The sequence below is a fragment of the Bradyrhizobium sp. SEMIA genome, assembly GCF_014844175.1.
GTDB classification, from domain to species: domain Bacteria; phylum Pseudomonadota; class Alphaproteobacteria; order Rhizobiales; family Xanthobacteraceae; genus Bradyrhizobium; species Bradyrhizobium arachidis.
Window position 1 is genome coordinate 4,013,866 of sequence record NZ_CP046601.1, and the last position, 24,590, is coordinate 4,038,455.

Below are 24,590 nucleotides of genomic sequence, written 5' to 3' on the forward strand. Positions count from 1 at the left end.
TACTGGGGCTTTACTTCGCGCTAAGGCCCCGCGCCATACCGCAGGGTCGATGCTCTGGCGGGCCTCGCGCCTGGAGGCGCGACCGAAAGACGGGGGCTGTCGATCTCAGTCCAGGCATAAGCGCTAGCAGCTCGATACCAACGGACGCTGCGGGTCGGTCGGCAGTCGGACGGCGACGCGGCTAGCGCGGCCGCTCTGGCCTCCCAAATAACGGAGGACCGCGGGGTGATGGTGTAAGAGTCGTTTTAGCGCTACATGCCGCAAGCGAGGTCCGTATCGCGCCGGAGGCCCCCGACGCGGCCTGTCGATCCGGGGCGACCCTGTTCTAACCGTATCTTGTCCGTCGTGATGCCGATCGTGGAATAGGCCGGGCCTGAGAATGCCTAAAAGAAGGACCGGATAGGAAGGTGCACGGCTCATCGAAAAGTCTGTAGCCCTTCAGGATCGCTCAAGTAAGCGGGGTCCGCGGGGGCTCGCATTTCTCACATCGGCTGCATGCACGTTCGCGCCGGGGAAAGAGCGTGGTCCAGCCTCTTGCTCGTTTTTCGGACCTCGCCGTACAACCACTCAAGCTCGCGCGAGCGCCGCCTGGCGACCAGGCCCCCCAGGCCATTGCTAGTCATCACGAGATGAATTCGGGACGCGCCTTCGCAACGCACGTACGTTGCGTACGCCGCCGAAAGCGCGATTGCTCAGACAGTGGTCCTGTGTGGCAACTTCCACTGGGGGCGGGCGAAATGGCAGGTATAGCCGTTCGGATGGCGTTCCAGGTAATCCTGGTGCTCAGGCTCGGCCTCCCAAAATTCGCCAGCGGGCGAAAGCTCCGTCACGATCTTGCCTGGCCACAGCCCCGAGGCTTCAACGTCGGAGATGGTTTCTTGGGCTACGCGAAGCTGTTCGTCGCTCGTGTAGAAAATCGCCGACCTGTAGCTTGTAACTCGGTCGTTTCCTTGCCGGTCCAGGGTCGTTGGGTCGTGGATCTGGAAGAAGAACTCGAGCAACTCTCGGAAGGTCGTCTGACGCGGGTCGAACATGATCTCGAGTGCTTCGGCGTGCGTCCCGTGATCGCGGTACGTGGCGTTCTTGACGTCGCCGCCCGAGCAGCCCGCAGGCGTTGAGATGACACCAGGCAATCGTCTTAGCAGTTGCTGCATTCCCCAGAAGCAACCCCCTGCCAGTATTGAGCGTTCTGTAGTCCCTGCCATGGTAAGGTCTCCTTCTTTGCAAAGAGCCTTGCTGTTGCGGTCGCGTCCACTTAGCCGCGGCGGACGGAGCGAACGAAGGCGGAGTCAATTCAGTATCTCAACCCGCTGTCGCTCGATGTAGCTGGTAACGTTCTCCGTGACGCTGCATCGATAGCGGCAAATGCAGCGCCAGCGCCGGCCCTCGCGGGGAGCACGACGCAGGTGCTCAGCAGCGCAGGCAACTGGCAGTACTTTCTTGTTGTAGAAAGATAGACGCCCGGTCCCGGATCGTCCAATCACCTTCGGCTATCGAGACTATGCCGCTAGGATCGGCGCTGGGGAGGCAGTCTGCCGAGCTGAGGCTCCTGCTTCAGGGGACCGGTCCGACATTGCTGGAATATAACTGAGTTTGGAACGGCGCTGTCGACGACGTCGTGCGGCGAGAGCGTGTACGAGCACCTGCGGTATGATGCCAAAGCTTAGTACTCCCCCGTCCAGAGCTTGGGTATAAAGTGCGAGACCAACGCGCTTGATCAAATCAAGCTGCGTCTCGAGGGAAGCGATAAGGTTCTCCTCGTCCATCGTCAGGTTCTCGAAGAGGCGCCGTCACCGATGACCACTAACCGCAGAGCCGACGGAGTACGCGGGAGCGCCGATCTGCGCCGGCGAAAGATGGAAACTCTCCGTCAGCGTAGATAACACAACTGGAATCTGTTGGCCCCGAGTAGCAGCCACCACCGCGTTTCGAGTATTATCGAAGACTTCCTTGATCTCCCTTGAGGTTTCCATCTGCACAAGCAGAGCGCTAATCAGCTGGCTATGCAGTCCTCCAGGATCTTCGACTACTTCACCAGACCCGGCTGAGCTCAGGACAAGTGCGTTCTCGGCCGGTAGAATGGGGGCCAGCCCATGTGAATAAGTCCTAAAGCGTCGCTCGTACGGATTGCGGCGTGAGGCCTCAATCACTGCGAGCCTAACGCGTGCTCCGGAATTTCGTAGTTGCGAAAGGAGGTGGTCGATGCTTACACCTTGTCGACGAACGTCCTCTTCACTCCAAATCGTTGCATCGATGGGGATTAGGTAATTCTGTCCGTCAGATTGGATGCCGTAACCTCCGAAATAAACCAACACAGTTGAGTTCGAACGCAGTCGTTTTTTTAGATGATCGATTGCGCGGGTCATTCCGAGACGCGTCGTATTCTCAAGTGCATCGACCAAAAAGCCGTCCTCGCGAAGAGCATTTGTCAAGGCTTCCGCATCGCGTGTTATTTGAGGAAGAGGAAAGTCCGCATCGGGATAGGCTGAATTGCCAATCACCAACGCCAGTCGACCAGCATCAAGGGGCGCGACGTCGCCCGGCTGGATGGACTCGCTCATGGAACGAGGCGTCTGCGGCCGCATTGCCCCGTCGGAAGCAGCTGAGAGCAAGCTAAGCAGGACGGCAACGCTAGCTAGTTTGGGAGATCTCATTCCATTATGGTTTCCGGCTCACCCTTCGGTAAGATGGCATAGCGGCAATAGCGTTCCGGCCAGAGTCGAGTAGGGTGCGTGGCGACATTGCGTCTTCAATTACGTTGTGCCGACCAGTAGCCTGAGCAGCGCGCTGATCCTGAGTGGCCGCTCCAGGTCCCTCGACCGGTGGTCGCGAACAGTTTGCCAGTACCCGCGGCATATTTGTCGTGGACTGCCACGGAGGCGCGAACTGCGCCCGACCTTGCGACGTAACCCCGAAACTTCACGAGATTTGGATGCGTAACAATGCCGTTGGTCACATCGACAGTAAAACTGTAGCTGGAATCGCAGGTTCCTCGTTGCGTCACGAAGACGAGGTCCCAAGAGCCATCGTAGGCCGAGCGACCGTATGCTGCCGGTTCAAGAGGATGACCAGGCCGCACCCTTAAGCGCACATCTGTCGTCAACGGTGGTATGGCCGCCTCGATGGACGTGCTAACAATTGGGGCGGCTGATGATTTGGACGACGCGGCAATTGCGATCGGAATCACAAGTGCGAGCGCAGACGCGCAAATGCGAAGTCGAGCGTTCATGGCACATCCTATAAGAGTGGAACTCTGCGAGAGAATGACATTGCAGCGCGGGCCAGTGAAATCACCTCTCGCCATGAAGTCGATAGACGGCCATTATTGGCGGACCGCTAGGGCCCAAGGGAGCGCAGCGCGATGGTGCCGCTAGTCGAGGAAGTTTGTCGCGCGCATTGGCATTGGTGCCTGAACGCGGTCGGACTGCTGCTTCGCCCGATGTCATCGGCGTCCGGATATCCGTGCGAGTGGGGAGCCGCAAAGTAAGGGCAGCTCGCCGCAAATGCTCTGCCGCACTGGCAATCGCGCTTCCGACCGCAGCGGAACGGGCGGGCGCTTTTTGGCTAACGGGACGCCCACGGCACCATTGCTATTGCTGAGGCTTGGAACCAGGGCAAAGGATCGTCGCGTGAACACCCGTTCTTGGTCGCGAAGAGTTCTACTGGACCGAGGCGACTAGGTGCAGCTGGCGCCCGCAGCACGCCGCACACTTCTGAGCTATTCCGATAACAGTCGGCTATCGACTTTATGGCGAGAGGTGATTTTGGTTTCGACCGTCGTTGGCCCAATGTTGATGCATCGTCGCCCGTCCGCGGCGGCGGCCGGAGTTGCCGACGTTACCTCGAACGATCCGATGCCAGGAGATCCCGAAATGCATATCGGCGAGACAATCCCCGGCCGCGTCGAGGGCCCGCCGTTAGAGGACGTGGTCGTGCTCGTGGACGGGAACGGTGCTGCGGTTGGAGTGGAGCGTGCGGTCAGAAGGATGAGCTGCGTGCACGATGATGGTGGCGGCCGCTCGTTTAGATGTGTGGAAATCCAAGTCGTCGGGTCCGACGGCGAGCTATCGGGGATTTTGCGCCATACCGATCCGCCGTGCGAGGCGCGAGGCGCGGTCGGGGGGACAATGGCGGAGACGATAGCGGACGTGAGGCAGTTCGTTCACGACATCAATAACCTTCTCACCGTCATCGGGAGCGGTTTGCGGGAAATCGAGCGTCAGAGCGATGCTGCGTACCGGAGGGCCATCGTTGATAAAATGCAGCATGCGATCACACGAAGCGCGTCGCTTAGCCGGCAGCTCCTTGACGCAGCGAGGCCGCGCCCCAAGTCCAATGGTATAACAGGCAGTCAGCTCGCATTGATAGCGGGAACGCTTGACGGGGTGCTGCGTCCAGACGTTTCCGTCCGCACGGAAATCGTCCCTGCGTTATGGACCTTCAATGCCGACGCGGAAGAGCTGTACTTCGCCTTGCTCAATCTCTGCCGAAACTCGGCCGATGCAATGCCAACCGGCGGCGTGATTACTATCGTGGCGCGGAACATCGAGGCTTCCACCGTAACTGCGGGAGAGTTTGTCGCGATTGTCGTCGCCGACCGTGGAGAGGGCATGCCCGAGAATGTCCTTTCGCAGGCCTTCAACCCATACTTCACGACAAAGCTCAAAGGTAGCGGGACCGGACTCGGACTCCCCCAGGTCCGGCACTTCGCTGAGAGACAAGGTGGCGCGGTCTGGATAGAGAGCGAGCCCGGTGCCGGAACGGTGGTGCGCCTCTTCCTGCCGCGCGTGCAGCCTACTGGGCTCTCCTGCAGCGTCGTCGAAACAAGGACTTCATACACGCCGTCAACCGGTGGTGGCGTATTCCAAATCTTCAACACCGCGACGGCCGCGCCAAGGTCGTAGCCAGGCGCGAACACTCGGGACCGCGCAGCGATGAAGCTCATATTTCCGTCAGGCCGACTTGATCGACCGGTCGATCACGATACGGAACATGTGCTCGGCCCTCCCGACGCCGAGATCTCGCTGGTCGAGTACGGCAGCTACGCGTGTCCGCACTGCAGGGCTGCCAACGATCGCATCGCGCAGGCGCGCGATCAACTCGGCGACCGCATCTGCTATGTGTTCCGTCACAAGCCGCTCGCGAACAACAGTCTTTCATTCTGGGCTGCACAGATCGTTGAGCTCGCTCGGACGCCCGAAGCGTTCTGGTCCGCGCACATCAAGCTTATGACGAGATCGGCGCAGCTCACGGAAGACGATCTCTTCGCGGTGGCCGCAGACCTCGGAGTGAACGCGGACCTCTCGCTTGGCGAGAGCGAAGCCGTACGGCGGGCGAGGTCGAGAGTGGAGTCGGACATCGCAAGCGCGCGCGCGAGCGGAGTGAGATTCACGCCAAGTTTCTACATCAACCGTCGGCGCTACGACGGGCCGTGGGACGAGAGTTCTTTCGTCGATGCGATGCTTGGCACGCTCGGTCACCGCGTTCGTACGGCTGCCTTGGACTTTGCGAGTTGGGGCCCGTCAGCCGGCATTCTGCTCGTCCTCGCGGCCGTGGCGGCGATCATCTTGACGAACTCGCCCATCGGGCCGCACTTCGAGGCGCTCTGGCGCCGCGAGTTCGGCGTGAGCTTGGGCAACATAACCTTTCGGAAGCCCATCTTCGATTGGGTCAATGACGGGCTGTTAACAGTGTTCTTCCTGGTCGTTGGATTGGAAGTCAAGCGCGAGATGACGGTGGGCCATCTCGCAAGCCGTCGTTCGGCCGCGCTTCCGATCGTGGCCGCGCTCGGCGGCATGGTCGGACCGGCGCTTCTGTATGCGCTGATCATCCCAGCGGGGCCGTGGTCGCGCGGATGGGGTGTCCCGATGGCGACCGACACCGCGTTCGCGGTTGCTTTGATTGCGGTGATGGGCTCCCGCGTCCCCGTGGAGCTGCGTATCTTCCTCACTGCGGCGGCCATCGTTGACGACATCGGCGCGATCGTCGTCGTCGCTCTGTTTTACTCTGGTGAGATCCATCTGGCTTACCTTGCTGCGGCCGCCACAGTTGTAGTTGCGCTGGTGCTGCTGAGCCGATCTGGAGTCTACTTTCTGTCGCCCTACATCCTGTTGGGCGTTGCGCTTTGGGCGTCCGTATACGCTGGCGGCCTGCACCCTACGTTGGCCGGGGTGATACTTGCGTTGTTTATTCCGACGCGACCGCCCGCCAACTTAGAAGCCCTGATGACGCAGGCGAGCACCATCATCGCGTCCGAGGCTCGGCGCGAGGGTGAAGTTCTTAGGAACGGCCCCTCTACTTCGGCTCTGCACGCGCTCGAGGCAATCTACGAGAGACTTGAGTCGCCCGCCGATCGGCTGCTGCGACATGCCGGCGCGCGATCGAGCTACGCTATCCTCCCAATCTTCGCATTGGCGAATGCGGGAATGATGATCAACCCAGGCGTCTTCGTCGGCCATGGCCGGCTCATGGCCGCGATCGTCGCTGGTCTCGCTTTAGGAAAGCCGCTCGGCGTCTTCCTCGCGGCCGCCGCGGCTGTGCGCACAGGCCTAGCCGTCAAGCCGGACGAGTACTCGTGGCGGCAGTTGGGCGGGGCAGGAGCCCTCGCTGGGATTGGCTTCACGATGTCGCTCTTCATCGCCGGTCAGGCATTTCCAAACGCCACTGACTTCTCGGCCGCAAAAATTGCTGTGTTCGCCGCCTCGATTCTCTCTGCCGCCGTTGGGACTGTCCTGCTCTGGGGAGCTTCGCACCGGGAGCTTATCGGAGACGCGTCGCGGAGCCTCGGCATGAAATCATAATAGCAAGCCGGACAATGGAAGGGAGATGGTTCTTCCTGCCCACCAGTGGCACCAGGCAGTCCCCCGATGCACAACCACGCGTGAAACCTGGGGTGCACCTAACCGAAATCTCCTGGCATCCCATCATCAAGGAAACCAGCAACGCTGAAGTATCTTGGCAAACCGTCGCGTTTGAAGGAGCCGAAATGACGCACGTATATTTCCACTGTTCGAACACCAAGAAGGTTTTCGTCGATCGCCGCGGCGCAGTGGTGGAAGATATTGCTGATGCGCGGGATCATGCGAACCGTATCGTACAATCTCTCACTAGAGAGCGCAGCCTCGAGGATTGGCGTGACTGGATTTTGCATGTCAGTGATGATCAGGGCGATGAACTCTTCGTTGTGCCCTTCACGTTCGTGCTCGGCGAGCCGAATTAAGGTCCCCGTGTTCCGGGCGACCCTCGGACCAAGGCCCGTAGGTCCCACTTGAAATGCAAGCAGCTGGAACCTGACAAGGTTAACTTCAGCGTCAGCGCAGCTAGATCAAGATTTGATTTAACCTGCCGACACAAAATGAGGAGTTCTCGCGCGCGCTGGGCAACAAACGCGGTCGCCAGCTTTGAGGTTTAGGCGGCGTACTCACTCGGCGATGTGATGCGACGAAAGCTACGAAGGCCTTGGCATCAGCAATGCCGGCGACCACAAGCTGTTGCAAGCGTGGCCCAACGCCGGGAATCGCGTTCAGTTATTTGCTCGTCGCGCTTGATAGATGCGGACATTATGGGCCAAGTACGATGTGCTTGCGCGAGCATTGTTGCAGCGATACGGCACTGATTTGATTTCGATTAGGATCCAGGTAGCTCAACCTCTGCCATCGAGCTATTGCGACTTTATGTGACGCACCAGGGATTGGACATGCTCGGGGCGTGTGGTCTTCAGAATGCCATGACCGAGATTGAAAATGAACGGTCCCCGGCCCAAGGCCGCCAGGATGCGGTCGGTTTCTGCGTACATCGCTGCGCCTCCCGCCACCAGTAGTTGGTTGTCCAGGCTGCCCTGCACGCAGCACCCAAGGGCGCCCTGTATTCTGTCGGCAGCCCAAGCGAGCGGGACGGTGCTGTCCAGGCCTACACAATTGACCCCGGTCGCTTCGGCGTAGCCAACGTAAAGCAGACCGGCGCCGCGCGGAAAGGCAATGATCGGGGTGTCGGGATATTTGGCGCGAAGGGCGCTGACGATCGCGGCTACGGGCTGCACGCACCAGCGCTGGAAGAAAGGTTCAGGGAGGATGCCCGCCGAGCTCTCAAATAGCTGGATAGCTTCTGCGCCCGACTCGATCTGTCGTCCCAGGAACTGAGTGATGGCTTCGGTCAACAGGTCGATCAGCGGCTGAAACTCCTCTGGGTCGCTCAACGCCCATCGCTTGATAGTGGCATGGTCGGTGGCACCGCCGCCGCGACCCTCAACCATGTAAGTAGCCACTGTCCAGGGCGCCCCCGCGTAGCCAATCAAGGCCACGTTTGGAGGGAGGGCGACGGTGAGTCGTCGCACCGTCTCATAGATCGGCGCCAATTTCTGGTGCAACCAAGTACGACTAAGGCGCGCCACATCCGCAGCCGTACGGATCGGGGGCGACAGAACCGGCCCATCGCCCTCCTTGTATTCGAGCACTTGGCCAAGCGCTGCGGCGATCTGCGGAAGGTCCGCGAATAGAATGGCCGCATCGAATCCAAATCGCCGGATCGGCTGAAGCGTGACTTCTACCGCGTGGTCCGGCGAGTTGCACAGCTCCAGCATTCCGCCGGCTGCGGCCCGCGTTACAAGATACTCTGGCAGGTACCGGCCAGCTTGCCTCATTAGCCAGATTGGCGGTCGTTCCGTACGCTCGCCGGCAAGCGCACGCAGAAGCAACTTTCTTGGCTCGTAAACCACTATGGAAGCACTCCCTGTACTTCCATCATACGATGCACGGCCTTCAGTATCTCGCCTGCACCTTGCTGAAGAAGCTTGTGCCCGAGACGTCTGCCGATTGCCTCGGCTTGATCGGCCGGACCAACGCATTCATCAGCAATCTTCGATTGACCATCTGGATGAGTCACTTGTCCTCGAAGCGTTAGTGTCCCGGCGACCCACGTGGCGGAAACGCCGATGGGTAGGCTGCAACCCGCATCGAGGCTTCTCATCAGGGCGCGCTCTGCATCTACTTCAGTGCGCGATTTCCGATCTTCTATCTTTTGAAGCAATGCTATGAGTTCCGTATCTTCTTCGCGAGCTTCGGCCGCGAGAGCGCCTTGGCCGGCTGCATACGGAAAGACATTCGCGTCTAGAACCTGTGAGGCCTCATGTAGCAACCCTAGCCGGGACAGTCCTGCCGCTGCCAATAGAGTAGCGTCTATTCCGTCCCGGATCTTTGCCTTACGAAGCCTTGGAGAAACGTTCCCGCGGATGGGTCGAACATCGAGACCACTGCATAGAGCGAGAAGTTGCGCTTTGCGGCGAATTGATCCGGTGCCGACGCGTAGCCCCGGTCGTAGCTGATCTAGTGTAACGCCACAAATGGCGTCACGAGCATCCTCTCTCTTGGGAACAGCCGCTAATACCAAGCCTTGCCGCAATCTAGTCGGAAGATCCTTGAGAGAATGAACGACCAGGTCAACTTCCTTTCGCATAAGCCTGTCTTCGCCCTCCTTCGTGAATGCTCCGACGCCCCCAAACTGATGAAAGGACGACCTTCGATCTCTATCGCCAACCGAACTTGTGAAAACAATCCTTACCTCAGCGGCCGGCTCGACGCCGCGAATAAGATTGGCGACGTGACTGGCTTGCCAGCGGGCCAGGTCACTTCGCCTGGTGCCGAGGCGAATTTCCATGATCAAACCTCTTACTTGTTGGGTAGCTCGTCGTAGGATGCTGACCGGTGGTCCCTGGACGATATGGCGATGATTTTTCAGCCTTCATTCGTTGATATTCCGAAGCGGCCTCTTCGGCTGTCGCGAAATTCTTGCTATAAATGAAGGTTTCGCAACCAGTGCTGATGCGGGCGTAGTACGGCTTTCGCCGCCTAGCATAGTCCGAGCGCTTCCTGACGCCGGGGAAGCCGTGTTTGTTGACTATGATGCGTGGCATTAGTTGCCTCGGGCGCGCTATTTGAAGGGATTCATGGACGTGGAGTAGGTTGGCGTTTTGGCGTAGTCCGTCGGAACGTTCCAAAGCGTTGCAACATACCAGGCGGTCCAAGCAACGATGAGGAGGCTCAGCACCCACACCCAAACAGGGATTGGCGAGGGCGATTCCGCCCGGTGCGGCTCAAATGGCTCTTCGGCTCCAAACGCGTTGACTATGAAGCGGAGCGTACCGTGAACGAGGGCCCCATCACCAAGCCCGCTAACTGTGATCCCGGGGCCGTTGCGAACCTGGAATTGGAGGCGTCGGATGCCGACCTGGCCGGTGGCGTCCTGGGCTTCGATGCGCAGGGCGTGCTCGCCGTCGGCGAGGCTCTTTGTGTCGAGCGATATCTGCGCCGGCGGCCGCTGATCGGTCACTGGATCGGCCGCTTCGTCGAGATAGATTCGGATGCGCGGATCGGGCACGTGCTGCATTCCTTTAACGGTCGGCATGCAGGACGCGATATTTGGGATGATCGGGGTCTCGTTCGCCCGGGGCGATAAGCATCGACACGGCCGCCACGATGCAACTGACTGTCACGAGCCCGGCTCCGCCCGCCACTAGCACGTTGCCGAGCAGTGGTCCGGCGAGATTCGGACCGCCAGCACCACCAGCGGTCGCAGGCGAGGTGCAGAGGTAGCCAAGCGCCGAGAGAATCCAGGCGGTAATCGTATCGGTCATCGTCACCTCCTATTTTTTGCTGCGGAGCTTCGTGACCTCGGCAGGTGTCACCAACGCCCCGTGGTTACCCCAGGACGTGCGCTCGTGATTGATGATATCGGCGATCTGCTGATCAGAGAGTCGGTCAGCGAACGGCGGCATCTCCACTTCGTACTTCTGGCCGTCGATTACCTTGCCGCTGAGGCCGCGCAGCATGGTGACGATGTGTTCGGCAGGATCAGTGGCATTAACGACCGGATCGCCCGCAAGTGGCGGAAATGTGCCAGGAACGCCTTTGCCCTCCGCACCGTGGCAGACGCCGCAGTTGCCGGCGAAGAGCTTCGATCCTTCCGCAGCATCGAACGTCGATGCCGGGGCCGCTACCGGTGAGGCCTCTTTCGGCGTCGCTGCTTGCTTCTGCAATGGTTCATTGGCACGGGCCGCGACGACATCAGCCGCACTGATTAAGGCACCACGATTGCCCCATGAGGATCGTTCGTGATCGATGATGTCAGCAATCTGCTGATCAGACAGTTGATCGGCAAACCCCGGCATTTGCGCTTCATAGCTCTGACCGTTGATCACGCGCCCGCTAAGTCCGTGCAGCACGGCGCCAATGTGTGCAGTGGGATTGGCGTCGTTCACCACCGCATCTCCAGCAAGCGGCGGAAACGTTCCCGGCACACCCATGCCTTCCGCGCCATGGCAGGATGCGCAGTTGTCGGCGAACAATGCAGCGCCCTTCGTGGCGTCAAACCCCAGGGATCCAGTCGAAGAGCTCTTAGTCGCGGCGCGGGCCTGTGCCGGAGCGAGTGGGGGCTGCTTCAGTGATAACAGATAGGCAACTAGCGCCTTGCCGTCGTCGCTGGGGATGACGATATCGCCTGACGAGAACTGGGGCGGCAACGGCACCGCTTTCTCTCCTGGTGGCAGTCTGCCCACAATCCTAAACAGCCAGGGGAAGGCCGGCATGATCGATTGTGGTACAACTGCACGCGGTTGATAGAGATGGATGTACTGCCATATGCTACTCGATTGCCGCGCGCCGATATTGCTCAAGTCTGGACCAGTGCGCTCCGAACCTAGCAATTCCGTAGTCTGGTAGGCGTAATCGCCCGGCGCAGACGGGCGGCCAAACGGCTTATCACCGGAGAGCGGGCGTACTTGCTGGGTATGGCAATAGAAGCAGCCTTCGGAGACATAGACGTCTCGACCCCGCGCCTCAATCGGGGTTAGTGGCTTAAGGCCCGGCGTCGGCGGCACCTTCGACAGCCAGATCCCTGGCAGCACGCCCATAAGAACGGCTAATCCAGTGTAGATCAGCGTTGAACCGCCAGAAATGGCCAATGTCCTGTTCATGCTGACACCGTCTTGGCTGTGGCGAGTTCGGCGCAGGACCTACCGTAGGTCATCGTCCAGACGTTGAAAGCGAAGACTAAATGACCGGCGAACATCAGGGAGCCGCCCACGGAGCGCCACATCCAGTATGGCGCGGCATCTTCGACCGACTGGATGAAGGTGAGTCCTCGGAACCAATCGAGCCCCTGAATGGTGCCGGCGGCCGACAGCGCCGCAACATAGATGACGACACCGACGGCAGACAGCCAAAAATGAATGCCCATCGCTAGATTGTAGGGATACTTCCCGGTTGCGCGCGGCAACAGTGCATAGATGCCGCCCCAGATCGCGAAGGTGACGAAGCCATACATCGTGAGGTGCGAGTGCCCTACCGTGTAATTAGTCAGATGCCAAAGCTGCTGCAGCGAGCGAAACGCCTCGAATGTGCCTTGCGTCGAACCCAGTAAATAGCCGTAGACGCCGACTAGGATGAAAACCGCTGGCGAGCGATATATCCATTCGTGAGTCCCCCGGAAGGTGAGAAGAAAGTTTGCTGAGCCACTCAATACTGGAACGAGCATGGCCACACTGAAGACGATGGCCGTAGTCTGCAGCCACCATGGTAGTGGACTGAATTCAAAATGATGAGCGCCGATGATCGGATAAAAGATGAGATTGGTCCAGAATGCAAAGACGCCGAGAGAATATGAATAGATCGGCCGATTCAGGAGCTTCGGCAGCGCATAGTACGACACACCGAGCGATAAAGGCGTGAACCATAGTCCGACGGCGTTATGCATGAAGAATGCCTGTACCGCGACCTGACCCAGGCCGTACTGATACCAGGGCAACATCGACACCACGACCATAACAATCGTCCACAGCGTGCCCCCGATAGTATACCAATTAGAAATATAGATATGCTCACCATCCCGGCGCTCGACAGTGGCGATCATATTCCAGACCGCGGTGATCAAGCCGAGTCCAAGGATTGCGCGAATCCACCACAGCCATTCCCGATACTCCTGGCCGTAGGTGAGCCCGAGATCGAGCGTGACCGTGCCCAGTACGGCGGCGAGATTAAGGAGCGCCAGACTGATCCATGCAAGGCGCTCGCTGTAGAGCCTTGCGCCAGAACTGCGCGCAGCGACGAACAGCGCAAGCCCAATCAGCGCCTGGCTCGCCCAGGCATAAAATGTTCCGCTGGTGTGTATCGCGCGCAGCCGACCGAACGACAACCCCGGCGTGGTCGCGAAATCCGGGTAAGCGAATTTGTAGCTGACGAGGAGCCCCACGGCCGTGGCGAATACAAGCCAGATTGTTGCCGACGCCACGTAAGCCGCGAGTACCCGCGCCAAAACGCGGTCATCCGGAGGAAGCGCGCGAAGTGGAATGGCTGCAGCGCTATCTGACATCATCCGACTCCTCGACGACGTTGTTGAGCGTTGGCGTGAGAGGCGCCAAAAGCGTGATGCTAGTGGCGTTGCAACCGGGCCGGCTTTATCGAGAGAACCCGGCGCATCAAGTTTCTCTTCTTTGTGGCTGAGCTGTGCGGCCAAAGGAAATCACCTCTCGACATAGAGTCGATAGACGACCGTTATCGCCGACCAACGGCTTCGTAGCGAAGAATGCCACCCGCTCTCTCCAGAGATCCAGGTTGTCCAGCGTTTATCGACTTGGTGGCGACGCGGGTAAGCGAGCGACGCCATGAAACGAGCCAAGTCGAATTGTCCAAAGGCGCGAGCGCAGGTCCCTTGGATATGCGCCTGCAGGCATCCCACGGTATGGCGTCGCCACACTGCAGAGGCGGCAATAACGATCGCCTATCGAATCTATGGCTAAAGGTGATTTCACGCGCCGCAGTTGCAGGGGGCATTCTTCAACGATCGTGGTTCAAATGCCGCCAACGGAGACGTGACCAGCGTGGAAGGCAACGAAGGGCGCTATGAAAGGCGGTAGTTTGAGCTCGGTGATGCGATCCATGTCTCTGGCTAGCTCAGGCCACAAGAAAATGGCACTCTGATTGCGCTTGCTTCTCGATGAATTCGGTCGGCTCGCCGGGCTTTCGATGATGGAACGACAGATCCGGGCGACCGGCGTCATTGTCGTCAAGAGTTCAGCAGGTTTCGGTCCAGCGCTGGGCGCCGCTATCGAAGAGAGAGGCTTTATGTCCTCGACGTCACGGCCGCATTCGCGGCCGCGGGCAATGTGCGCCAGGAAGCCAACGAAACGCCTCGATGCGCAAGCAACTCGATCTGTGCGGCGAGGTAGGCCCTTCCTGACCAACTCGTCTATATCACCTGCAAGGCGACGCCGCTCAGAGGCAGAGGTGATCCATCGGACGGAGTGGGCAAATGCATCGGCGAGCCGAAGCGGCTTTTGCGACATGTCATGAACCAAAGTTGCTCACTTCTCTCGCAACGCGCCCCAACTGTTAATCAAATGCCGCAGCGCCTTTAAAGTGAGGTAATCGCTTTGCGCAGCACTTCTTCTCGATACGGCGCCGGTGCCCAATTATTCCATTGGCTGACAGCCATGCTGGTTCTTATCGCTTATGTGCTGAGCAGTGGCGATGGCTACTCGCTCTATTCCGCCTCCGCGGACGGGCTCCGGAGGATTCACGAGACGCTCGGGGTTCTTGTCTTCAGTGTCGTCGTGTTGCGGTTGATATGGCGCCTGATCGACGGCGCGCCAGCGAAGCAGCGGATGTCACGATTGATGACCCTAATCGCGCAGCTCGTCCACTTCGCGCTTTATGCGTTCCTCATCGCGCTTCCAACAACGGCCGTGCTTGGTACTTGGCTTGAGGGGATTCCCGTCACACTTCCCGGAATCGACATCGCTCCGCAGATTACGAAGGCGCATGGTCTGGGTCATCTGATCATGGAAATACATACCACGCTAGGTAACACTATCCTCTGGCTTGCTGGCGTGCACACAGCCGCGGCTCTCTTCCACTACTTTTATCTGCGCGATGAAGTGCTTCAGTCGATGATGCCCGGCGCATGATTAACGGGTCCGAGTGCCGAGGAGAGCTGTGTTCCCTCTGAAATTGGCGATGTGTGTGTGAAGAATCACTCAGTCTCATAGGCCGCCGCTCAACCGACGGGAGTTCCTTGAGACGGTGCACTGATAAGAATACGGCAGATGTCGTCAAAGTCCGTGCCCTCTTGCAGGAAGCCGAGGTCGCCCTCAGACCGCCGTTGCTGGCCGCTGCACTTTGAGTCGCCGAATGGCGGATTAGTCAAATAGGTATAGCGGCATTGAGGTTCGTCCTGATGTCGCGCAAGCAGTTTACGCAATCGCCGCACGTTAAGACCTGCGCTGGGGTTACCATTGCTACCGCGAACAGCCTCGACCGGGTGGGCAGTTGGCTTGTCCTGAATGTGCAAGCGAGTGTGGCTGAGATCGTTCAATGCGATGCAAGCCGCGTGAACGGAGTGAACGCATTCTTACTCGTCTATTGTTGGCTACTTGAGGGCCGTCGTTGTCTCACTGCGTCAGAAGCGTCAGTTGCTAGGCGTGGTGAGCAGGCTGTCATTGGTGTCAAGGACGAACACAGCGAGCAGCTTCGCCGGCTCGGTCTTGCTGGCGTTACGGCTGATCGAGTGGAGCGCACCTGGAGATTCAGACCAGCTCTCGCCAGCCCGATAGATGCGCGTCCCGCTATCATTTACCTTCGACTCGATCGCGCCTGAGATCACATAGGCATAAATAAAAGCGGATTTCGCATGGGTGTGGGGCGGAGAGGCCGCACCTGGCGCGTAATCGACTTCCACAGCGATCAGCGACTTGCCAGGAATATTGGGAATAGCCGCCTCGAAGTTCTTCGTGACGGTTTGCGCCTGGCTATCATGGGCGCGGATAGGGCCGGTCACTGAAAACACTAGAGCGGCGCTGATGACGCCGATGGTGCGGATCTTCATAAGCGTTGTCCTTGTTTTGCGCGCCAAGTCGGAAAAGGATGGTGATTCTAGATAGGAGATCACTATCCTATCCGCCGTAACGCGCGGGAAGACGCCGTCGCGAGACCGCATATTTTATATGATATCTGAAACTCGCGGTGGAGCGTTTGGCTCGAACGATGTTAAGACGACGTCATCTCACGGGGAAATGTCTGACTGTTATGGTTTCCATTCCGATGCGACCATTTTGCTGATGAGAGGGTCCGCGGTGTGCGGAGAGGCGGCTCGTTTTCTGATCTATCGGCGCGAGGGCCCACGTGCCGCAGGCACCAGGAGCTTAGGGGTGTCATGTCGACGCCACACATGACATCAGTGAAGTGCTGCGATGTCAGTGCCGGAGTGGATAGGCGGCCGTTTATCGCAGGATGGGACGGTGATCGACTGCCGGCGCGGCGAGTTTCTGCAAGACAGGCCAGTCGCATCTAGCTCGGGTTGCGGCTAGCGGCAATAACTATCGTTTATTGACTTTATGACGATAAGCGATTTTGCGCCGCCGACGTTCTGGGATCATTCTCCAAGCCAACGTTGTAGAATTCGATCCCGCGCCGACAGGCAGTGTGGGCACTGAGAATTTAGAAGGCTCGATCTGCCAGGCAACGAACCTCATCAAAGTGGCGCGCTTTCCGGAGACGGATCAGCGAGTTGATTTGATCCTTGGATGCGCGGGCGGTTCTTGACGAAGCTGCGGGCCGTTTGAGCGCCAAGCGGTTCAAAAAGTGAGAACGATAGTGATGCTACAGAACGGCGACGTTTTTCCCTCTCTAACCTTTGCTCGCGTCGGGGGCGGCAAAATCAACTTGCCTGCCGATCTGGCAGGTCGGTTCGGCGTGGTTATATTCCACCGTGGCTCCTGGTGCCCGTACTGCAACGCTCAACTCGCTGCTTTCGCGCGAGCGGCGGACAGATTCGCCGGTGAAGGCATCAAGGTCGTCTCGGTATCGGTAGACGAGCAGGAAAAGTCGGAGATGCTCGTCGAAAAGCACGAAATTGGTTTCCCGGTCGCGTACGGTGCTGACGCGCGAGCAGTTTCTGCTGTGACCGGCGCCTTCGTCAATGACGATCCCGTCTGTCTCCAGGCGACCGGTTTCGTCCTGAACCCCGAAGGTCGGGTGGTGACGGCCGTCTATTCGACCCGCGCGATCGGCCGTCTGATGCCCGACGAGGTGCTCAGTTTTGTCCGCCACCTCAAATCTTTAGCAAAGAATTGAAAGGCGAGGGGTATCCATCCGGTGTAGGCCCCTAGGGCACCATCATTCGTCTCGACCAACAAAGCTGCTGACACGAGGTTGTTAGCAGCCGGAGATTAGGCTGCCGGTCTCGGGGGTCGATGGATGGCTTATAGGCTGCACTGCGTCGGCGCTTCGGTCTTCAGCTGAGCACGGTCCGAATGTCTTCACAGTCACGCGAGTGAAGGAAGCGATGGCGCTGGCCAACCGAACTTGGGAGAACTGTCGATAAGATTAGGTTGTCCGGATTTTCGTGTTGAATTGCCTTCGGCTTCAGAGGCGCGATCGGTGCGGGCGCGGTGTTGAAACGAATTCGACCTTGTCAGCAGAAATCTACGCACGGTATAGCCGCCGGCCAGGACTCGAAATCGAGAGGCCTTTGCTGTTCCACCGGCCGCCGACCTGGAATGCGCCTTCGCCACTATCCCAGGTCGACGCAAAGCACGCCTGATCGAGGCGCCAAGCGATGAGCTTGCCGCCTCCCAATCGTTCTACAGAAGGCGTCATGCATAGACGCCGTATGCAAGGCGTGTGAGGTACTGTTCAACGAGCTCGACGCCCGCCGGGGTCGCAAGCAGGTCGATCGGGCGACGCTGGTCAAGACCGATGGCCGGACGCTCGAGCCACTGCTCTGCTTCTTCCTGCGAACCGAACACGTCCGTGGCCTTGGCCAGGATTTCGGCAAACTTCCAGGTCCGCCCACTTTGCTCCTGGCTGAGCGGCTTGTCCGGAGCATCCTTGCGTCGCTGAAAGGTGCGAAGGCTCATTCCGAAGGCTTTTTCCAGCGAGTCCGTTTGAATGAAGATGAGGTGACTGACGAAGTAGGTCAACGCAGAGCCTGGCAGTCCGTCCAGCAGCAGTTCGTGGGCGTCGAGGGCGCTTGTAATCCGGCGCGACAGGATGCGCGGCCCGCCGAGCAAATCGGCCACCTTCTGCAGATCATTGTCTGGCCCCTTTGGAGCCGGCTTCTCGGCTGCGGCAGTCATGGCAGCCCTCGCGTCACGTGTCGCCTAGCATGTGCCACATGTCGCAATTAATCAAGCATAGCCCTCCAATGTCTGGCGTTCGCCGCGCTGGCGCGGAAATCCGCGCACCGTCGTCGCCTTGGCCACGGCGCGCTCCGCCGCCAGCTCGTCTTCAGTGGCCTCTGCCTCATCAGCGGTCGCCGGATCGTAGTCATCGTTTGGCGGCGCCACACTAGGAATGGTTCGCTTGGAAGCATCGACAGGAGATCAAATCAATGCTTTGTCCAAAAGACGTATGCCAGAGCTGACGAAACTCACGAGGCGAATGCACCGATCCTGACTCCAGACATTCCCGCGATGATTGCTGACGCTACGACCGCGCTTATAGCGAGGCAGGTACCCCAAAGACGACCGGCAACACGTTGATCAACACCGTGTGCGATCAGCACCACCCTTAATCCTGAAGCGAGATGGCTCAGGACAAAGAAGACGCCGAGCGCGTAGTGAGGCAGTAGACGGATGTTCCAAGCGTCATGAATGAGCCCGGTCGGAGCTCCGATTGCGAAATTCCAATCCGTGGGTATGCCGAGAAAGCTTCGAGCGTAGACGAAGACTGAATTCATGTGGCCGAGAATAAAGACTGAAAGGTAGGCTCCCGAAGCTACCTGATAGGTCCTCTGGAAGTTATGCGCCGAAGCGCTCCAGCGCCACGCCAGAAGGACGCCGGTGCCGATCTGGAAAAGCATCGTTGCAACCAACAACGGTTCACCTACGGTAGAGCGATAAACTATGCGTCCGATCTTCATTACTGCGGCGTGGGCGTCAGGACCTATCAAGCCGAACAGATGGTTGGCGAGATGAAACACCACATATAGGCTGAGGACCAGGGCTGTTACTCCGTGGACACTCCGCCAACCTCCGACCACAGGCTCAGCTGATTTAACTGGATGTTGGGCAGACTGCGACCATTTCGCGATTGCGAGCCAGATTGCGCACCAAATGACCTCATCGGGAATAGGGCTCTTGATTAGGGCTTGCACAACGCCGAGAAACACATAGAGCGTTGGCGACACTACGCTCGCATAGGCGAGGCGTCTTGAACCGGGACCGGACGTTGGTCGACAAGCAAGGGCGATCCCGAGAAACGGCACCACCAACGCAACGACCAAAACAAAGGTCGCGCTGGCGACTGCGAAAGGTGGCAGGCTTACTACTTGCGTACCGACGATGGCATGGAACGCATCGAGCAGAAATGGATAACAAATGGCCGCCGCCGCCGGTGCAAGAGCGAGATAGCTGTATCGCTTCTCGAGATGCGTCCCGCGGTTTTGCTCGCCAACACTTGCGTCCATCATTAACCCTACAGAGTCACGGCCGAGAAACCGAGTACGAGACGACTTCCGAGGAAGGCAGGTAGTTCAAAGCGTCCGCAGAAGGCAAGTAATGCCTAGATAGAACGGCGCGGTTAGCACGCAAGACGCCAAACCCGCTAGCCGGTCAAAATGTATTTGAGTTATTCATGCGCATCATGAATGGCTGACATTAGAGTTCTTCGTGCGTTTCGCTCACGCAGATTACGGATAGAGCGTCTCTCCGGGCTCGCGACCTAAGTAGCGTCGACGTTGTGGGGGTCATGACGGCGTTCATTGCGGATTCGGTGACTCAGCGTGGCTCAGAGCTCTCTGCTGACAGGATACGGGCCCAATGTGCGATGTGGTCGTGCATCCCGGACTACAGAATCCTGCCACTCGGAAAGCAGCGATAACAATCGTTTATCAAGTCCATGGCGGATTGTAATTTCCCTTCACCGCGCTGCAAGGTCACCCTCTCGTACCGCAACTTTCAACGTTGAACCGATACGCGGAACACGTTGCTATTGGAGACTCATGCAACGCAGCGGCGCAATTGAGGCTGTCGCGTCTCACGGCGATGCGATCAATCAAGTTATCGACCACGCAAATATTGTTGCCGTTCCTGCAGCAACTGTCTTTGGATCGGTCGAAAATGACCGCAAACGTCACATTGCCGCAAGATGACAGTGTCGACCCGTCTCAGCCAGTCCAGCGTTCTAGTTCGTTTGAGAGAGCCAGGAGTGAGTGCGGCTGACGGAATGGCTATGGCGATCCGGTTCATCCGACCTCGGCTCCGTCGCTCTCGCCGATGCGTCGGCGCATCGATCTGTATGCTGTTTGCGCTCATGTTGGCGGGGTGCAACGAGGACGCGCAGTCGCAAGCAGCCGCGCCTCCGCCGTCGGTGACGGTGGCACAACCGGTCAAACGGACCGTCACCGACTGGGACGAGTTCACTGGTCGGTTCGAGGCGATCCAGGAGGTGCAAGTCCGCGCCCGCGTCGGCGGCTTTGTGACCAGTGTCGAGTTCAAAGACGGCGACATGGTGCACGCTGGCGATCTGCTCTACGTCATCGATCCTCGCCCGTTCGAGGCGGTGGCGACCCAGGCCGATGGTCAGCTTGCCGATGCGCGCGCCAAGACAGAGCTGGCCAAGCGCGAGCTTGAGCGCGGGCTCACCCTCGTAAAGACCAGTGCTGTCTCCGAGCAAGTTGTCGACCAGCGTCGTGAGGCGTTGGAGGCAGCTCACGCCGCCGAGACTATCGCCGAAGGCGCGCTAAAGGCCGCCCAGCTTAACGTCGAGTTCACGCACGTGGTGGCGCCGATCACCGGCCGCGTCAGCCGTCATTTCGTGAGCGTCGGTAACCTCGTGCAGGGGAACGACAATGGCGGCTCGACGCTACTTACCATTATCGTGTCAATGGACCCAATGTACATCTATTTCGACGTTGACGAGGCGACCTATCTCAAGAACAGCAAGCTGTGGTTCGAGGGTAAGCGGCCGAGCTCACGCGATACGCCTAATCCAGTGCTGGTGGCGCTGACCGGCGAAGCCAAACCATCGCATGAAGGCCATATGGATTTCATCGACAACCGGCTCGATGTCTCCACCGGCACGCTGCGCAGCCGCGCGATCATCCCGAACCACGATCTATCCATCCTGCCCGGCCAGTTCGGCCGCGTCCGGCTGATTGGCTCCTCGCCGTATGAGGCGCTTCTTTTGCCAGATGTAGCGATCGCGACCGATCAGTCGCGCAAGATCGTGTTCGTGGTCAGGGACGACAACACTGTGGAAGCGCATGCGGTCGAACTTGGCCCGTTGGATCAGGGACTGCGCGTGATTCGCACGGGCCTGAAGCCGGAGGACCGTGTCATCATCGAGGGCCTTCAGCGAGCCCGCGTTGGCGCTAAAGTGAGCCCGCGCAGCGTCGAGATCAGCGGCGGTAAGTCATGAATCTCGGACGTCTTTCCGTCAATCAGCCCATTTTGGCGATGGTGCTATCGATCGTGCTCTTGATTGTGGGCGCGATCGCGTACCAGACGCTCCCCGTCTCTGAATATCCGCAGGTAGTGCCGCCTACGGTTACGGTCACCACGCAATACCCCGGCGCTTCGGCACAGACTGTATCCGACACGGTCGCAGCTCCCATTGAGCAGGAGATCAATGGTGTCGAGGACATGCTGTACTTGTACAGCCAGGCGACCTCCAACGGCCAGCTCACGATAACCGTGACCTTCAAGCTTGGCACCGATCTCGACAAGGCCCAAGTCCTGGTGCAGAACCGCGTCGCAATCGCGCAGCCGCGACTGCCGGAGGAGGTGCAGCGCAACGGAGTAGTCACCCGCAAGAACTCGCCCGACATCCTGATGGTCGTGTTCATGCTGTCGCCAGACGATAGCTTCGACCAGCTCTACATCTCAAATTACACACTGTTGCAGGTGCGCGACCAGCTGCTACGGCTCGACGGCGTCGGCGACATCCAGATGTTTGGCGCGCGCGACTACTCGATGCGACTATGGCTCGATCCCGACAAGATCGCCAGTCTTGGCATGACATCGAGCGACGTCATTGCTGCGGTCCGCGCTCAGAACCTGCAGATCGCCGGCGGCCAGATCGCGGAGCCGCCGATTGCTGATCGCGCATTCCAGCCGAACCTCGTCTTCACTGGCCGCCTCAAGGATATCAGGCAATTTGAGGACATCGTGGTGAAGGCTGGTTCCGACGGCCGTACCGTGCGGCTGCGCGACGTCGCGCGGATCGAGCTTGGCGCGCTGGCCTATACCACCAACAGCTTCATACTGCGTAAGTCTGCCGTCGCGATGGTGGTGACGCAACGGCCCGGATCGAATGCGCTCGCCACTGCGAAGCATATCTCCGACACGATGGTGCAGCTCAAGACGAGCTTCCCAAAGGGGCTCGACTATAATATAGGCTACAACCCCACCGAGTTCATCGCCCAATCGATCCATGAGCTGATCAAGACGATCTACGAGGCGATGGCGCTCGTGGTGATCGTGGTGCTGGTGTTCCTTCAAGGTTGGCGGCCTTCGATCATCCCAATTGTTGCAATTCCGGTGTCGCTGGTCGGCACTTTTGCAGCGATGGCCGCGCTCGGCTTCGGCATCAATAACCTCACGTTGTTCGGCCTCGTGCTTGCGGTCGGCATCGTAGTCGACGACGCCATCGTGGTTGTGGAGAATGTCGAGCGACATCTTCAGCTCGGTATGAGCCGGCGCGAGGCGGCGCTCAAGACGATGGAGGAGGTTGGCGGCGCGCTGGTGTCGATCGCGCTCGTGCTCTGCGCGGTGTTCGTGCCGACCGCGTTCCTCGGCGGCATCTCCGGGCGGTTCTTCCAGCAATTCGCCGTCACGATCGCGGTCGCGACCGCGATTTCGTGCTTCTGCTCGCTGACGCTGTCGCCAGCACTGGCGTCGAAGATCCTTACTCCGCACGAGGAGAAATGTCGGCCGGCGCGCTGGAACATCATTGCGCGTGGCTGGGATAGCTTCACCGTGCTTTTCAACCGCATCTTCGATCGCCTGGCGCACGGTTATGCGGCCGCCGCCTACTTCGTGATCCGCCATACCGTGGTGATGCTTGCAATCTATGTCGCGCTGATCGGCAGCGCCGGCTGGCTGCTCGCCACCACCTCGCAGGGTTTCATTCCCGCGCAGGATCGCGGTTACCTGATCATCTCGGTGCAATTGCCAGGCGCTGCTTCCCTTGTGCGGACCACTGCGGTGGTGCGCGAAATCGAGCGGATTGCGCTTGATACGCCAGGTATCGTCCGTGTCGCGGCGTTTGCTGGCTTCTCGGGGGCGACGCGCACGCAGGCGGGCAACGCCGCGGCACTGTTCCCCGTGTTCGACGATCCCGAGGCGCGGGTTAGGAAAGGTCTGACTGCCAGCGTGATCACTGCGAACCTGCGAAAGCGGCTGTCGGCGATCCAGGGTGCCTTCGTCATCGTTATTCCACCGCCTGCGGTGCCAGGCATCGGCACCGGCGGGGGCTTCGCCATTCGCATCCAGGATCGACAGGGGCGCGGTCCCGAGTTGCTGGGAGCTGCGACGGACGAACTCGTGGCTGCCGCACGAAAGTCGCCAAACCTAACGTCGGTGTTCTCGCCGTTTACGGCGAATACGCCGCAGCTATTCGTCGATATCGATCGCGTGAAGGCGCAGAAACTCGGTGTTCCCATCGCCAGCATTAACGACACCATTCAGACCTACTTCGGTTCGACGTATGTCAACGATTTCAACCTGTTTGGGCGCACCTATCACGTCACCGCGCAGGCCGATCTGCCATTCCGAAGGGAGGCCTCCGATTTGGCGCGGCTGCGCACCAGAAACGCCGCCGGTGACATGGTTATGCTCGGCAGCGTAGTGGACTTCAAGGATGTCTCCGGGCCCGATCGTGTCGCGCGCTACAATCTCTACTCAGCATCCGAACTGCAGGGCGAGCCGGCACCGGGCGTGAGCTCGAGGACGGCACTCAACACAATCAAGCAACTCGCCGACAAAACATTACCGAGCGGCTTTTCTTTTGAGTGGACCGATCTGTCCTACCAACAGGTGACGGGTGGCAATGCTGGACTGTATGTGTTTCCGATCTGCGTGCTGTTCGTCTATCTGGTCCTCGCGGCACAGTACGGCAGCTGGACGCTGCCACTGGCAGTGATCCTGATCGTGCCGATGTGCCTGTTTGCTGCCACGATCGGCGTGCGCATCATGGGCCTGGATATTAACATCCTGACGCAGATCGGCTTCGTGGTGCTGGTGGGGCTTGCGGCCAAGAACGCGATCCTGATCGTCGAGTTTGCGCGGGACATCGAGTTTAGGGGAAAACCGCGCCTGGAGGCCGTTATCGAGGCCTGCCGGTTGAGACTGCGGCCAATCCTGATGACCTCGTTCGCTTTCATCCTTGGCGTGCTGCCGCTCATCCTCTCCACCGGGTCGGGATCGGAAATGCGTGAGGCGGTCGGCGTCGCCGTCTTCTTCGGCATGCTGGGCGTTACATTGTTCGGCCTGATCTTCACGCCGATTTTCTACATGGTGGTGCGCAACCTCGCAGAAGGCAAGAACGAGGGCAAGCCGACGCAGTCGATAGCAACCGCGGCGGAGTGAGGTTGTGCGATGAACC

Annotated in this window: 19 protein-coding genes and 2 pseudogenes; 8 read left to right on the forward strand and 13 right to left on the reverse strand. The window is 59.2% G+C overall.

All coding sequences use genetic code 11. From position 1 onward, the window contains the following. Positions 1 to 692: 692 nt before the first annotated feature. The 3 genes and pseudogenes from msrA to FOM02_RS19700 form a co-directional block, all read right to left on the reverse strand. Positions 693 to 1,205 carry a peptide-methionine (S)-S-oxide reductase MsrA gene (msrA, locus tag FOM02_RS19690; RefSeq protein ID WP_265442027.1) on the reverse strand — a complete coding sequence of 171 codons (513 nt, stop codon included), beginning with the start codon at positions 1,203 to 1,205 and terminating at the stop codon, positions 693 to 695. A 462-nt stretch (positions 1,206 to 1,667) separates the two neighbouring features. Then, a pseudogene (locus FOM02_RS19695) lies at positions 1,668 to 1,790 on the reverse strand (bacterioferritin); the annotation flags it as partial. After that, positions 1,791 to 2,561 (reverse strand): caspase family protein, encoded by a 771-nt coding sequence (locus tag FOM02_RS19700; protein ID WP_265442028.1) that lies wholly within the window; start codon positions 2,559 to 2,561, stop codon positions 1,791 to 1,793. It abuts the pseudogene before it with no gap. Positions 2,562 to 3,872: 1,311 nt separating this feature from the next. Between FOM02_RS19700 and FOM02_RS19705 the strand changes: the two genes are divergently transcribed. The 3 genes from FOM02_RS19705 to FOM02_RS19715 all read left to right on the forward strand — a co-directional run bounded on the left by FOM02_RS19705 (position 3,873) and on the right by FOM02_RS19715 (position 7,219). After that, on the forward strand, positions 3,873 to 4,904 hold the full coding sequence (locus FOM02_RS19705) for a sensor histidine kinase (RefSeq protein ID WP_265442029.1): 1,032 nt from the start codon (positions 3,873 to 3,875) through the stop codon (positions 4,902 to 4,904). Positions 4,905 to 4,934: 30 nt separating this feature from the next. Beyond that, the gene (nhaA, locus tag FOM02_RS19710; RefSeq protein ID WP_265442030.1) at positions 4,935 to 6,800 is read left to right on the forward strand and encodes a Na+/H+ antiporter NhaA; all 1,866 of its coding nucleotides are present in this window, start codon (positions 4,935 to 4,937) and stop codon (positions 6,798 to 6,800) included. Between the two features lie 185 nt (positions 6,801 to 6,985). Next, on the forward strand, positions 6,986 to 7,219 hold the full coding sequence (locus FOM02_RS19715; protein WP_265442191.1) for a DUF6894 family protein: 234 nt from the start codon (positions 6,986 to 6,988) through the stop codon (positions 7,217 to 7,219). A 441-nt stretch (positions 7,220 to 7,660) separates the two neighbouring features. Here FOM02_RS19715 and hemE read toward each other — a convergent pair whose 3' ends face one another. From hemE to FOM02_RS19745, 6 genes are all read right to left on the reverse strand, one after another. After that, positions 7,661 to 8,713 carry a uroporphyrinogen decarboxylase gene (hemE, locus tag FOM02_RS19720; RefSeq protein WP_322596977.1) on the reverse strand — a complete coding sequence of 351 codons (1,053 nt, stop codon included), beginning with the start codon at positions 8,711 to 8,713 and terminating at the stop codon, positions 7,661 to 7,663. Continuing rightward, complete coding sequence (gene hemC, locus FOM02_RS19725; RefSeq protein ID WP_265442032.1) at positions 8,713 to 9,651, reverse strand: hydroxymethylbilane synthase; 939 nt, start codon at positions 9,649 to 9,651, stop codon at positions 8,713 to 8,715. Before hemC ends, hemE begins: the two co-directional genes overlap by 1 nt. A 273-nt stretch (positions 9,652 to 9,924) precedes the next feature. Next, a complete protein-coding gene (locus FOM02_RS19730; RefSeq protein ID WP_265442033.1) occupies positions 9,925 to 10,398 on the reverse strand; it encodes a cytochrome C in 474 nt (157 codons plus the stop codon). Further along, positions 10,385 to 10,627: a hypothetical protein gene (locus FOM02_RS19735; RefSeq protein ID WP_265442034.1), complete on the reverse strand. Its 243-nt coding sequence runs from the start codon at positions 10,625 to 10,627 to the stop codon at positions 10,385 to 10,387. The genes FOM02_RS19730 and FOM02_RS19735 overlap by 14 nt, the downstream gene beginning before the upstream one ends. Positions 10,628 to 10,636: 9 nt before the next feature. Beyond that, positions 10,637 to 11,965: a c-type cytochrome gene (locus FOM02_RS19740; protein ID WP_265442035.1), complete on the reverse strand. Its 1,329-nt coding sequence runs from the start codon at positions 11,963 to 11,965 to the stop codon at positions 10,637 to 10,639. Continuing rightward, the gene (locus FOM02_RS19745; RefSeq protein ID WP_265442036.1) at positions 11,962 to 13,359 is read right to left on the reverse strand and encodes a cbb3-type cytochrome c oxidase subunit I; all 1,398 of its coding nucleotides are present in this window, start codon (positions 13,357 to 13,359) and stop codon (positions 11,962 to 11,964) included. Before FOM02_RS19745 ends, FOM02_RS19740 begins: the two co-directional genes overlap by 4 nt. A 1,060-nt stretch (positions 13,360 to 14,419) precedes the next feature. On the opposite strand from FOM02_RS19745, the gene FOM02_RS19750 reads away from it, so the two are divergent. Next, a complete protein-coding gene (locus FOM02_RS19750) occupies positions 14,420 to 14,953 on the forward strand; it encodes a cytochrome b (RefSeq protein WP_265442037.1) in 534 nt (177 codons plus the stop codon). A gap of 500 nt (positions 14,954 to 15,453) precedes the next feature. Here FOM02_RS19750 and FOM02_RS19755 read toward each other — a convergent pair whose 3' ends face one another. Further along, a complete protein-coding gene (locus FOM02_RS19755; protein ID WP_265442038.1) occupies positions 15,454 to 15,870 on the reverse strand; it encodes a cupin domain-containing protein in 417 nt (138 codons plus the stop codon). Between the two features lie 770 nt (positions 15,871 to 16,640). Between FOM02_RS19755 and FOM02_RS19760 the strand changes: the two genes are divergently transcribed. Continuing rightward, a complete protein-coding gene (locus FOM02_RS19760; protein ID WP_265442192.1) occupies positions 16,641 to 17,117 on the forward strand; it encodes a redoxin domain-containing protein in 477 nt (158 codons plus the stop codon). Positions 17,118 to 17,507: 390 nt separating this feature from the next. Here FOM02_RS19760 and FOM02_RS19765 read toward each other — a convergent pair. From FOM02_RS19765 to FOM02_RS19775, 3 genes and pseudogenes are all read right to left on the reverse strand, one after another. Continuing rightward, positions 17,508 to 17,642: pseudogene (locus FOM02_RS19765) on the reverse strand (RES domain-containing protein); the annotation flags it as partial. Then, positions 17,639 to 18,121, reverse strand: a complete 483-nt coding sequence (locus FOM02_RS19770; protein ID WP_265442039.1) for an antitoxin Xre/MbcA/ParS toxin-binding domain-containing protein — start codon at positions 18,119 to 18,121, stop codon at positions 17,639 to 17,641. The gene FOM02_RS19770 and the pseudogene FOM02_RS19765, both read right to left, overlap by 4 nt. Positions 18,122 to 18,414: 293 nt before the next feature. Continuing rightward, positions 18,415 to 19,452, reverse strand: coding sequence for a hypothetical protein (locus FOM02_RS19775; protein WP_265442040.1), 1,038 nt, complete (start codon positions 19,450 to 19,452; stop codon positions 18,415 to 18,417). 534 nt (positions 19,453 to 19,986) lie between these two features. On the opposite strand from FOM02_RS19775, the gene FOM02_RS19780 reads away from it, so the two are divergent. The 3 genes from FOM02_RS19780 (at position 19,987) to FOM02_RS19790 (ending at position 24,574) form a co-directional block, all read left to right on the forward strand. Continuing rightward, positions 19,987 to 20,136, forward strand: coding sequence for a hypothetical protein (locus FOM02_RS19780; protein ID WP_265442041.1), 150 nt, complete (start codon positions 19,987 to 19,989; stop codon positions 20,134 to 20,136). Positions 20,137 to 20,210: 74 nt separating this feature from the next. Continuing rightward, positions 20,211 to 21,404 (forward strand): efflux RND transporter periplasmic adaptor subunit, encoded by a 1,194-nt coding sequence (locus FOM02_RS19785; RefSeq protein WP_265442042.1) that lies wholly within the window; start codon positions 20,211 to 20,213, stop codon positions 21,402 to 21,404. Next, positions 21,401 to 24,574 (forward strand): efflux RND transporter permease subunit, encoded by a 3,174-nt coding sequence (locus FOM02_RS19790; RefSeq protein WP_265442043.1) that lies wholly within the window; start codon positions 21,401 to 21,403, stop codon positions 24,572 to 24,574. The genes FOM02_RS19785 and FOM02_RS19790 overlap by 4 nt, the downstream gene beginning before the upstream one ends. Positions 24,575 to 24,590 lie beyond the last annotated feature (16 nt).